Consider the following 10,057-nt stretch of genomic DNA (forward strand, 5'->3'; position numbering starts at 1 on the left):
CACCCTTGAGGGCGGCCAGAGCAACTTTGGACTTGAATGATGCGCTGTATTGCTTGCGTTTCTTGCTCATGATTCTCCTCCTCGTGGAGATGATGAATCAGAGCTTAGGCACCTGTCCAAAATTTGGGGTCCACTTCACTCGGCAATTTTGCTAACCATCAAGTATGGTTAACAAGGCCAGGCACGGCGACGCCTACTACATTGCGGCTTCGCCTCCATTTCGTAGCCGCGCATGCTGGCTGGCGTTAGGCAGGATTAAAGGGAGTGTCCATATGGAGTTGAAGGATTTCGTTTCTGAATCACTAAAGCAAATAATCGATGGCGTAAACGAAGCAAAACGATACGCTGATGAGAATGGGGCAAGAATTAATCCAGAGCGCCAAATCCACAATTCGAATAACGCAAGTTCTCGTAAGGACGCGAAAAATGGAGCTACGATTGAGACCGTAGATTTTGACGTGGCGGTTACGGTTACAGAAGGCACGCAGACAAAAGGTGGAATCGGTGTTTTTACTGGAATTGTGGGCTTGGGGTCGCAGGGTCAATCTGAGGCGGCTAATTCTTCAGTCTCTCGTTTGCGGTTTGCAGTTCCGCTAGTCTTGCCGTCAACACCTAATCCCAGAGAGACCAAGCCTAACCAATAGTTCCAGTTCGTTACGGGCCTGACGGCCCTCCACCGGACAGCCTTGTCGCCGCTTCGCTCTGCCAAGGCTGCCGCTGAACAAAAGCGTTAAGCGCAAGGAGATACCTTGGATTGGTTAGAGAAATTGAAGCTAATCGCGGCGCATTATGAAGGCAATGAAAATGGCCTTGCCGCGCCCGAGCCAGCTTTTCTATTTAAGGTTCAACAGCCCAAAGATACTCCTTGGCCAGAGACAGTTCCCCGTACATCCGAGCTTGAGTCGTATTTCAATGTTTTTGGCGGAGGCGTTTTAGGCAGTCAGATCGTTCTTCATTCCTTAGAGCAAATTCCAAAAGAAACTGATCGCTGGTTTCGTTTGCTGCAGGAGGACGAAGAATTTTGGCGCCAGGTCGACGAAAGGAATTGTGTTGTTATCGCAAACGATCCTGATGGAGCACCTTGGGTCTACAATGCCCAAACGGGTAAAACGATTTCTTATTGGTGGAAAGAATGCACATGGGAAGACCCACGGTGCAATTCTCTAGCTGAGTTCGTCGAGTTTGTATTTGGTCCTCATGAAGGGGATGCAGAAAAAGAAGTTCTTTTTTCAAAGAAGAAGGGGCTTTATGATGATCTATCGGTAATTAAATCCTCTTTGTCTGCAGCGTTCGATGAAAAAAACAGCGCATACAGCGAGCTCAAAGATTACAAGGATAGAATTGCCTCTTGGTACGCAAAATCCGACAGGACACCTTGGCTTTTCGGGAATGCAGGAAAGAAGCTACCAAAACATTCTTTGTTTGGGCAGAGCTTCGGCGACCTTGATTCATATAAATACCATCGTGATTCTGCTTATGAAGATGTCCAAGATGCAAAAAGAAAAATTGGAGATTTAAAAAAAGAGCAACATGAACTGCATCGCGCTATAGGACAAGTTAAAGAGGGAATCGGAGATCTATTCTCCAAAATAAATAAGGTTAAAAAAGATCGGTCAAAAATGTATGAGCTAAAAAAATCAGGTCATCAGAAAAAGGAGTTGCAAAAGAAACTTGACGAGTTACGAAACATTATTAGCTCTATCGCCGGTGAAATTGATAATATTTTTAAAAGCAAAAATGAGTTTATTAACCAGGAAAAACACAGACGCGGCGTTGTCGAGTTGGATGCTAAGATAAGAAAAATTGAAGCGGCAAAAGATCAATTCTTGAAAAGCTTTGATTATGAAGAAAGCAAACAAAACAGAAAGCGAAGACATAGAGATATATGGCTAAAAGAGAGGGGCGTGGCCTAACAATGGGCTCCAAGGGACGCTCCGCTTCGCTTCACGCCCCTGAGCCCGGGCGTTATGGGTATCTAAGGAAGGAGCAACATGCAAATAAGGAGCTGTGAGGTAGAAGATATCGAGCAAGCTGCGAGGATCTTTTGTCAGGCCTATTCAGCCCCGCCATATAACGAATCCTGGGAATTGGCCAATGCATCTGCTTATTTGCATCGGTTTTGGGGAATCGACCCGGAGGGTTGTTTTGTCTCCGAAGATAACAACGAGATAACCGGAGCAATTTTTTCCTTTTCCTATCCGTGGCATTCGGGTCAGCTTACATGCATCCAAGAGCTATTTGTTGCTGAGCCAAGTAGAAAACAGGGCGTAGCTCGAGCTTTGGTAGAAAGCATGAATGGCGGTGCGTGGTTGGTCGCCCACAAGGCTTCAGGCGCAGCTGAGTTCTACAAGCGCATGGGATTTCGCAAAGATGGACCTTATGAGTTCTACTATGGCGCTATCAACCCATAACAAGCGGGTGAAGCTGACCGGTACTACGCTGCGCTCCGTCCCGGCAGCTTACCCAAGGCGTTATAGCCACAAACCAAAGGGAAACTTGGTAGCTTGAAATCGAAACTCCTCACAAGCCTTATTGTCGGTCTGGCCTTGCCTTGGACCTATTTTCTGTTTGTCACTGTCGGTCCGGTAAGGGAGTACAGCGAATCCGGAGAGGTAATCGGAAAATCTGGAGTCGCTGGCTTCATCCAGTTTCACGGTTTTTCCGATGCGTTGATGATCTACGCCCAAGCAATCGCTGTGTGTGGTGTGTTAGCTTTCGGTATATGTTGGTTAAAAGAGGCTGTGGACCATGCCCTCAAACCCAAGCTATAACAAGGCGCATCAATACGAGGCCGGTGGCCGCCGGACGCCCTTTACATTGCGGCTGCGCCTCCATTCCAAGGGCGCCGTTGTGCGCTGGCGTTAAATTTATTATTGCAGAACCCGTGGCGTATGGATAAAATTGAGCTGCGGTTGGAAACAATCTATGGCGGGCTGCCTTACTGCGGTGCGCTGAGCATTGTGCTCTTTCCGCCGCCTTTCCTTTTTCCCTCCCTTCTCCTAACATCTACTCTCGCTTGTTATTCAGGGAGTTATTGATGTTTTTGCTATACGCCGATGAGTCTGGCACGCCCGGGGGCCCAGATCAGGAGCACTTTGTGCTTGCTGGTGTGAGTGTTTTTGAGCGTTCTGCGCACTGGCTTTCTCTTGAATTGGACAAAATTGCGGAAACATTCAATCCGCAAGATCCGGATTCTGTCGAACTCCACGGTGCCCCGATGTTTGCTGGGCGAAAATTTTGGCGAAAATTTGAAAAGGAAGACCGGTTAGAGGCTATCAAGAATGCCCTTCGCTTAATCGATGGCAGGAAGTACAGAATCTTTGCTTCTGTCGTAAGAAAGGGGGCGATCTCACCCGACGATCCAGTTCACTATACCTTTCAGCAGATAGTTACCCGATTTGATCACTTCTTAGCTAGAGAGCATGTTCACTTTCAGAACACGCAAAGAGGTTTGATTCTATTCGACAAAAGCAGCAAAGAAGCTCCCATCCAGGCACTTGCAACAGAGTTCAAGGTGGATGGTCACGAGTGGGGTAGATTGCGGAACATGGCTGAAGTTCCTGCGTTTATCGATTCAGAAGCAACAAGGCTTATTCAGCTCGCTGATCTGGTTGCCTATGCACTATTTCGAAAGTACGAAAAGGGCGATGATCAGTTCTTCAATATCATCGAACGCAAGTTTGATTATTTTGGTGGGATTCAGCATGGACTCCATACAGCAATTTAACAATCGGCTGCACGGCGACCGTTTTTCCGCCGCTTCGCGGCTCCAAACCGGCGCGTGAGCCGGGCGTTAAATGTCTATGATCGATCACGATAAATTCCGGGCCTTGGTCAAGCAGCTCTATGCCACGGTCAATGAGTTGGAAGACATGTTTCCGGGCAGGCACTTTACCCCGGATGGTCACATGGTTGGCAGTTTGGGTGAGTGTCTCGTGGCCGACGCATACAATTTGGAGTTGAAGACAGCGTCCAACAAAGGCTATGACGCTGTCACCGAAACCGGCTTGGAAGTTGAAATCAAGGCTACGCAATCCAACTCTGTTGCGTTTCGGAGTCAGCCGCAGCATACGATCATCATCAAGATCCTGCGTGACGGAACATTCGAAGAAATTTATAACGGGCCCGGAGCTCTTGTTTGGGAGCAGTTCACAGGTAAACGGCTGCCGAGTAATGGCCAGTTTCAAGTCTCTCTCAACAAACTTCGGCAACTCAACAAAACAGTGGCTCAAGCAGATCGTGTGCCCAAGGCCATTTAACCAGGCGCAGCAGTTCGCGGCCGATGGCCGCCGGACGCCCTTTACGTGGCTCCTTCGTCGCCACTCCAAGGTCGCCGCTGTGCTTCGGCGTTATGTGTGAGTCATGAAGAAATGCAAAGTATGCGGCGGGATATTGCGGAAAATAGGAACGGTTGAGCCGGACTCTCTGTACGTTTCTTCTAGAGCTCCGGCACTATCTCCTTATGATGGAATGCCAAGCTTTATGATCTTCTTTGCGCTTGGTTTGATTATAGGTATGGAAGTTTTTGAGCAGAGTCGTGCTCTCGGTCTCGCAATTATCTGTTTATTTGGCGGCTTTGGAGCGTGGCTGTGGCGCAGGCCCCGTCCTCTGTTCCGGTGTGCAAGGTGCAACAGTGAGTATTCGGGCAGTGAATTGAATAAGTTCCGTCGTTAATCCACATAACCAGTAGTTGCAGTGTGTTCCGGCCCTGATGGGCCTCCACCGGACGCCCCTGTCGGGGCGCCGCTAAACAAAAGCGTTAGAACGCAAGGCTTATTCTGACGGAAAGGATTGTTGCCGAATGCGTAAGAATTGTGAAAATTGCGCCTTTCTCATGGATATTCGAGGCTTGGTACCACTTGGGGAAACACCGGGCGGTGTGCCTACGCGGTGTATGAAAGAAAGCCGATGGGATAAAAATGGCTGGCCGCCCGCAATCCATGACCCAACTACAGAAACGTGTCATCACTTCATGCCTCATAAGGCTAGGCATCATCATTGGGAGTGGGACGCAAACAAAAGCAGTCGCACGGAGAGGGAGCGAGGCATTTCGTTCAGCGAGGCCACCGCCGCGCTTGAGAAAGATCACCATGCTGTGCGAATTCCTATCGGTGATCCAAGTAAATGGGAGAAACTAGAAGGGCTGGATTACGAAAAGGAAGGTATAGAGCGTACTGGCCCGAACACAGACCCCCTCCGAGATATGTATATTTTCAAGCATCGTGAAAAGACGTGGGTTTTAATTGCCACCCTTCGAGGTGAGCTGGCCCTCATGCAAAAGCGCGTAATCTCGGTCAGGCGAGCAAAACCGAAGGAAGAGCGGCAGTATGATAATCAATCTCTTTCAGGGAATGCGGGGATGTAGGCCGATTTGCGTTCTAACCAGCCGCTGTTGCCGGACAATTTTTCCACCGCTTCGCGGCTCCAAAATTGCCGCAAAGCTCAGCGTTAAAGGCTCAAGGGAGTTTCCGGTGAGCAAGGAAGATCTTTCCCCAGAAGACCAGGCTTACTACAAGCGTTTTGAGGTCAAGCCGTTACGAGTATTGCTGTATTTTCTGGCAGTGGTTTACTTGGTGTTTGTATTCGCAATTGGTGGTTCCCAGTTCAGCGGAGGTTTTTTCAGTGGCGCCGTTGGGAGCTTTATCCTGATTCAAGGTATCGATCTCTCTCACAGAAGATTGATCGTCGTTGGCGGGTTCCTAACAGTTGTGAGCGTCTTACAGGCGATATTTTTGGCGTCGTCGTGACTAGCGAGATCTGACGGAAAAGCCTTTAACAAATTGTTGTAGTACGTTTCGGGCCTGGCGGCCCTCCACCGGACGCCCATTTCGCTGCGCTACATGGGCGCCGCTAAACAAGGGCGTTATAAACCATAATCCTATCGTCTAATCTCGGGATGATTAACCAATGAGTGACTACCAAGACTTATGTGAAATGTACGGTCGAAGTCCGGGTGACCCGGAATTTATAGATGATTTGATCGATGAATTCTCCGAAGAAGAGTACGAATGGTTCTCAGAGAACGAAGACAAAAACCATTTTGAATTACTAGCAGAACAACTGAGTAGTGTTGGCGAAATTCTCAGGCTAGACGTGCCCCAAAGTGCACGGTTTAGCTTCCTTGTGATGATTCATGCGCATGTCGTTTCTGCGCTGGAAGGATATCTTGCTGGAGCCTTTATTCATAACGTATGCAATTCCGAGGAGCTAACCAGAAAACTTGTCGAGTCGGATCCCGAATTTGCAAATCGAAAGTTCACGCTTCGTGAAATATATGAACAGAAAGACACTCTAAAGCTGACGGTTTCAACATATCTCAGAGGCCTGATTTTCCACGATCTCAAAAAAGTTGTTCCGATGTATAGGGATGTACTAGGTCATCGATTTGAGGATCTGTCATGGCTATTTCATGCCGTTAAAAAGAGGCATGACTGCGTTCATCGAGCAGGTCTCGACAAAGATGGCAAGAAAATTGAGTTGACGGTAGATTCCATTTTCGAACTACTGGAAAAGTCAATTGATCTAGCTACCGGAGTTGAGAGATCGTTGGCTGAGTTGGAGCGAAAGGGTTTATAACAAGGCCAGGCACGGCGACGTCTACTACATTGCGGCTTCGCCTCCATTACGTAGCCGCGCATGCTGGCGGCGTTATGTGTGAGGAGTATGGATGAGTCCTACAGTATTCCGAGAAAAAGGATATCGTTTCTTTTTCTTCTCGCGAGAGGAGTCTCGCATGCATGTTCATGTAGTATCGGGTGATGGCGAGGCAAAATTCTGGCTTGAACCAGATCTTGAGCTGTCCAAAAATTACGGATACAACCGGCAGCAACTGAAAGAAATCGAATTATTGGTGGAGGATCACCGAGATGAGCTTGTCAGCGCTTGGAAACAGCACTTCGGCAGTTGAGGTGACGAACATTTCTGCGCATGGCGTGTGGCTTCTGGCGCACGACCGAGAGTTTTTCATGCCCTACAACAGTTTTCCCTGGTTTAAGGAGCAGCCGGTCAGCGCAATTGTGAACGTTGAGGAACAATCTCCAGGCCACTTCTATTGGCCTGACCTTGATGTCGACCTGACGGAAGAAATTATAGAGCATCCCGAGAGGTTCCCGAACGTCGCTCACAGCACATAACCATCGCAGGCACGGCGACGTCTTTTCCATTGCGGCTTCGCCTCCATTCCAAAGCCGCGCATGCTGCGGGGCGTTAAATTTTTGGTTCATCGCGGGTTAGCGTGAAAAAGTAGGAGACGGCGGTAAAACCGGTTAGTTTTGAGTTCGCCAAAACAACAAACCTGACCGACTCACCGCCGTCCCTATGAATGCTAATCCTCTTGCCCTGTTCTGGGAAGGATTCACGATAGAATCGTATGCCCAGATTGACGCTCAATCTCTGCTCATCCGACTGCAACCTGCCGACGATTACTTGCCATGCTGCAGTGGTTGTAATCAGCACACGCTTGCCATCCATGACATCAGCACCCGACGAGTCCGAGAACGCGACCTGTTCCAATACCGCGTCTGGCTGGACGTGCCAGTTCGCCGAGTTCGTTGTACGACCTGTGGCCCCAAGCTTGAACAGATTCGCTGGTTACCAGGGCGACAGCGTCTGACGGCAGGCATGGTCAGTTGGATTGAATCCCTGGTACGACTGATGCCGATCCAACATCTGGCAACGCTGCTAGGGTTGCACTGGCATACGGTCAAGGCCATCGACCATCGGCGCCTCAAGGGCTACGTCGACGGCATTATCGCCAGCGCGGTCTACCGGTTGAACACCAGTGTGTTGGAGGGAATGAACAACAAGATCAAGGTGATCAAGCGGGTGGCCTACGGCTACCGGGATAACGACTACTTCTTTCTGAAGATAAAAGCAGCATTTCCCGGTAAAGCGCGATGAACCAAATTTTTTGCCGCACCCTCGTAGACTATGTTGTAATACATTGTAGTAGCCAAACTCGAGGGTATAGTCATGAGCGTCACCACGGTTCGCCTTCAAGCAGAAGTTGAACAGCACCTGGAAGCAATTGCTGGCAGGTTGCACCGGAGCAAAGGTTGGGTAATTAACCAAGCATTATCGGAGTACATAGAAAAGCAGCAGCTGGAGCAAGAGCGCTGGAAACAGACCTTAGAAGCAATGGAGTCCGCTGCACAAGGCAAGGTTGTTGATGCCCGCGAGGTTCACAGCTGGCTTAATAGTTGGGGAACCGACAACGAGCAGGATGCACCGAGGTCAGGTAAGTGAAACTGGTTTACACGGACGAAGCCATTGAAGATTTACAGCGCCTCAGGGAGTTCATTGCAGTCCACAATCCATCGGCGGCAGCCCGGATCGCCACCGAACTGGTTGGCAAAATCGAATTGCTTCCTGATTTTCCCAAGATGGGCACACCAGTTGAAATGGCACCGGTGCCTGACTCTGTTCGAGATATGGTTTTCGGGAAATATGTCGTTCGATATTCGCTCCATCCCAGTGCCATCATCATTCTCCGGGTATGGCATGGCCTTGAAGGTGAGCGGTAGTAATTTAACCAGGCGCGTCACTCGGATGCCTTTGTCTCCGCTGCGCTGCGACAAAGCCACCGGTGCGCTTCAGCGTTATACATCAAGTCTTAAAGGTAGAAATATGAAGCTAAACTTTGTTTTATTTACGATTACGCTATTTTTTCTGGCTGGCTGTGCTGGCAAAGTGAACTATACGCCGCCTATAGCCACACCGACGGCCAAAAACTCCATTACTATTGATGAGCCAGTTGAGAGAGTCTGGAAAAAAATCATTCCTTCTTTAGGAAGCTCGTTTTTCGTTATCAACAATATTGACAAGGATTCAGGATTTATCAATTTGAGTTACTCAGGTGACCCTGAAAGATATATCGACTGTGGTACCGTCGAGTCACATGTTAAAAATATGCGAGGTGAACGAAGATATCGCTTTCCAGCTGCTTCGGCTTACGAAGAGTACGAGTCGTTCGATAATGGCCAAGATTTGTTTTTTATTAAGCGCAGAATGGATCTAGAAGGCAGGATAAACATTATCCTCCAAGAACTCAGTTCTGAGCAGACCCTTGTATCTGTAAACACCAAATATGTGGTAACTAAAGATGCGACGGTTACGCACGTTCAAGGCGCATCTCAAAGGTTGAACGATACCATCACGTTCAACACGAATGGTTCAGCCAGGTTTCCGCAAACTACAAAGTGTGTGGCCACTGGGGCGCTAGAGCGTGAGGTACTGAAGAACCTCGGAATATAGGGGACGTAGTATAACAAGTCGCTGTAGTACGCGGCCGATGGCCGCCGGACGCCCTTTACATTGCGGCTTCGCCTCCATTACAAGGGCGCCGCTAAGCTCAGCGTTAACCACACTGGCAATCTGGAGAGCCGTGCATTGTGGAAGTTTGATCCAGTCATCAGGGATGCTAGCTATTATCGTCGGCGCTGGTCATTCATTAATGGTTTGTTCAGTTTCGTGTTCCTGGTTGCCGGTACGGTGGCATTCTATTTCGACAATGTGACGCTACCTGGGCGCACGGGACTCGCTGAGTTTTCGGGTAAGTGGGCCCACGGGGTAGGGGTGGCTTCCTTTTTTGTTGCTGCCTATTGGACTTATCAGTCACTAAAGGAGTATCGAGTCTCTTTGCTCATACTCATGGCCCCGTTTTTAGCTGCGGCAGCAGTGTCGGCAATTTTGCTAGCCATCAAGTATGGTTAACAAGTCGTTGTAGTACGTTCCGGGCCTGCCGGCCCTACACCGGACGCCCATTTCGCTGCGCTACATGGGCGCCGCTAAACGTTGGCGTTATAGCGGTGGGTTGATTGCATAGGGTTTTCTTGCCTTTTCTCGGAAGGTTACCCGAATATACTGTATATATAAACAGTCTTTTTCGGGTTTTGAAACCCGGTGCAAGAAAACAAATACCTGAATCAGTGACTTCGCTCGCCAATATACCCGTCAAGCCCACCTCTGCGCCAACAAGAGGCGATAACTGGGTGAGATTCTGACTTTGAGGTCAGGAAGCAAAGAGCGGGAGCAACCGATGGTCCGATATTGGTTGATA

16 protein-coding genes and 2 pseudogenes are annotated in these 10,057 nt (G+C 49.1%); 17 read left to right on the forward strand and 1 reads right to left on the reverse strand.

Going from position 1 to position 10,057, the window contains the following annotated elements:
- Positions 1–272 precede the first annotated feature (272 nt).
- The 11 genes from JIF53_RS17730 to JIF53_RS17780 all read left to right on the forward strand — a co-directional run bounded on the left by JIF53_RS17730 (position 273) and on the right by JIF53_RS17780 (position 7,133).
- Positions 273–644: a hypothetical protein gene (locus JIF53_RS17730; protein ID WP_199453742.1), complete on the forward strand. Its 372-nt coding sequence runs from the start codon at positions 273–275 to the stop codon at positions 642–644.
- Positions 645–749: 105 nt separating this feature from the next.
- The gene (locus JIF53_RS17735) at positions 750–1,913 is read left to right on the forward strand and encodes a hypothetical protein (RefSeq protein ID WP_199453744.1); all 1,164 of its coding nucleotides are present in this window, start codon (positions 750–752) and stop codon (positions 1,911–1,913) included.
- Between the two features lie 78 nt (positions 1,914–1,991).
- A complete protein-coding gene (locus JIF53_RS17740) occupies positions 1,992–2,411 on the forward strand; it encodes a GNAT family N-acetyltransferase (protein ID WP_199453746.1) in 420 nt (139 codons plus the stop codon).
- A 93-nt stretch (positions 2,412–2,504) separates the two neighbouring features.
- Entirely contained in the window at positions 2,505–2,771 is a 267-nt protein-coding gene (locus JIF53_RS17745; RefSeq protein ID WP_199453748.1) for a hypothetical protein, read from the forward strand.
- Positions 2,772–3,037: 266 nt separating this feature from the next.
- Positions 3,038–3,727 (forward strand): DUF3800 domain-containing protein, encoded by a 690-nt coding sequence (locus JIF53_RS17750; RefSeq protein WP_199453750.1) that lies wholly within the window; start codon positions 3,038–3,040, stop codon positions 3,725–3,727.
- 76 nt (positions 3,728–3,803) lie between these two features.
- Positions 3,804–4,259 (forward strand): DUF6998 domain-containing protein, encoded by a 456-nt coding sequence (locus tag JIF53_RS17755; RefSeq protein ID WP_199453752.1) that lies wholly within the window; start codon positions 3,804–3,806, stop codon positions 4,257–4,259.
- 542 nt (positions 4,260–4,801) lie between these two features.
- Positions 4,802–5,365 carry a BrnT family toxin gene (locus JIF53_RS17760; RefSeq protein ID WP_199453754.1) on the forward strand — a complete coding sequence of 188 codons (564 nt, stop codon included), beginning with the start codon at positions 4,802–4,804 and terminating at the stop codon, positions 5,363–5,365.
- A gap of 106 nt (positions 5,366–5,471) precedes the next feature.
- Positions 5,472–5,747 carry a hypothetical protein gene (locus JIF53_RS17765; RefSeq protein WP_199453756.1) on the forward strand — a complete coding sequence of 92 codons (276 nt, stop codon included), beginning with the start codon at positions 5,472–5,474 and terminating at the stop codon, positions 5,745–5,747.
- A 160-nt stretch (positions 5,748–5,907) separates the two neighbouring features.
- Positions 5,908–6,576: a hypothetical protein gene (locus JIF53_RS17770; protein ID WP_199453758.1), complete on the forward strand. Its 669-nt coding sequence runs from the start codon at positions 5,908–5,910 to the stop codon at positions 6,574–6,576.
- A gap of 91 nt (positions 6,577–6,667) precedes the next feature.
- Entirely contained in the window at positions 6,668–6,907 is a 240-nt protein-coding gene (locus JIF53_RS17775; protein ID WP_081697604.1) for a DUF4160 domain-containing protein, read from the forward strand.
- Entirely contained in the window at positions 6,867–7,133 is a 267-nt protein-coding gene (locus JIF53_RS17780; RefSeq protein WP_058340468.1) for a DUF2442 domain-containing protein, read from the forward strand. The genes JIF53_RS17775 and JIF53_RS17780 overlap by 41 nt, the downstream gene beginning before the upstream one ends.
- A 73-nt stretch (positions 7,134–7,206) precedes the next feature.
- On the opposite strand, the gene JIF53_RS19690 is transcribed toward JIF53_RS17780, so the two are convergent.
- On the reverse strand, positions 7,207–7,470 hold the full coding sequence (locus JIF53_RS19690) for a hypothetical protein (RefSeq protein ID WP_323127212.1): 264 nt from the start codon (positions 7,468–7,470) through the stop codon (positions 7,207–7,209).
- On the opposite strand from JIF53_RS19690, the pseudogene JIF53_RS19820 reads away from it, so the two are divergent.
- The 6 genes and pseudogenes from JIF53_RS19820 to JIF53_RS17805 form a co-directional block, all read left to right on the forward strand.
- Positions 7,426–7,713: pseudogene (locus JIF53_RS19820) on the forward strand (helix-turn-helix domain-containing protein); the annotation flags it as partial. The gene JIF53_RS19690 and the pseudogene JIF53_RS19820 overlap by 45 nt on opposite strands.
- A gap of 6 nt (positions 7,714–7,719) precedes the next feature.
- Positions 7,720–7,899, forward strand: a pseudogene (locus JIF53_RS19825) (transposase); the annotation flags it as partial.
- Positions 7,900–7,971: 72 nt separating this feature from the next.
- Positions 7,972–8,244: a CopG family ribbon-helix-helix protein gene (locus JIF53_RS17790; RefSeq protein ID WP_022989998.1), complete on the forward strand. Its 273-nt coding sequence runs from the start codon at positions 7,972–7,974 to the stop codon at positions 8,242–8,244.
- Positions 8,241–8,522, forward strand: coding sequence for a type II toxin-antitoxin system RelE/ParE family toxin (locus JIF53_RS17795; RefSeq protein WP_023012028.1), 282 nt, complete (start codon positions 8,241–8,243; stop codon positions 8,520–8,522). The genes JIF53_RS17790 and JIF53_RS17795 overlap by 4 nt, the downstream gene beginning before the upstream one ends.
- Entirely contained in the window at positions 8,500–9,252 is a 753-nt protein-coding gene (locus tag JIF53_RS17800) for a hypothetical protein (RefSeq protein WP_199453762.1), read from the forward strand. Before JIF53_RS17795 ends, JIF53_RS17800 begins: the two co-directional genes overlap by 23 nt.
- Before the next feature lie 135 nt (positions 9,253–9,387).
- Positions 9,388–9,711, forward strand: a complete 324-nt coding sequence (locus JIF53_RS17805; RefSeq protein WP_199453764.1) for a hypothetical protein — start codon at positions 9,388–9,390, stop codon at positions 9,709–9,711.
- Positions 9,712–10,057 lie beyond the last annotated feature (346 nt).

Source organism: Marinobacter sp. bablab_jr008 (assembly GCF_016464145.1).
Taxonomy (GTDB): Bacteria; Pseudomonadota; Gammaproteobacteria; order Pseudomonadales; family Oleiphilaceae; genus Marinobacter; species Marinobacter nauticus.

Bases quoted from the DNA above. Each gene is read 5' to 3' on its own strand.
- JIF53_RS17760 (WP_199453754.1), top strand. From the start codon at position 4,802: ATGCGTAAGAATTGTGAAAATTGCGCCTTTCTCATGGATATTCGAGGC.
- JIF53_RS17730 (WP_199453742.1), top strand. From the start codon at position 273: ATGGAGTTGAAGGATTTCGTTTCTGAATCACTAAAGCAAATAATCGAT.
- JIF53_RS17750 (WP_199453750.1), top strand. From the start codon at position 3,038: ATGTTTTTGCTATACGCCGATGAGTCTGGCACGCCCGGGGGCCCAGAT.
- JIF53_RS17770 (WP_199453758.1), top strand. From the start codon at position 5,908: ATGAGTGACTACCAAGACTTATGTGAAATGTACGGTCGAAGTCCGGGT.
- JIF53_RS17740 (WP_199453746.1), top strand. From the start codon at position 1,992: ATGCAAATAAGGAGCTGTGAGGTAGAAGATATCGAGCAAGCTGCGAGG.
- JIF53_RS17780 (WP_058340468.1), top strand. From the start codon at position 6,867: ATGAGCTTGTCAGCGCTTGGAAACAGCACTTCGGCAGTTGAGGTGACG.
- JIF53_RS17800 (WP_199453762.1), top strand. From the start codon at position 8,500: ATGGCCTTGAAGGTGAGCGGTAGTAATTTAACCAGGCGCGTCACTCGG.
- JIF53_RS17755 (WP_199453752.1), top strand. From the start codon at position 3,804: ATGATCGATCACGATAAATTCCGGGCCTTGGTCAAGCAGCTCTATGCC.
- JIF53_RS19690 (WP_323127212.1), bottom strand. From the start codon at position 7,470: ATGGATGGCAAGCGTGTGCTGATTACAACCACTGCAGCATGGCAAGTA.
- JIF53_RS17775 (WP_081697604.1), top strand. From the start codon at position 6,668: ATGAGTCCTACAGTATTCCGAGAAAAAGGATATCGTTTCTTTTTCTTC.
- JIF53_RS17790 (WP_022989998.1), top strand. From the start codon at position 7,972: ATGAGCGTCACCACGGTTCGCCTTCAAGCAGAAGTTGAACAGCACCTG.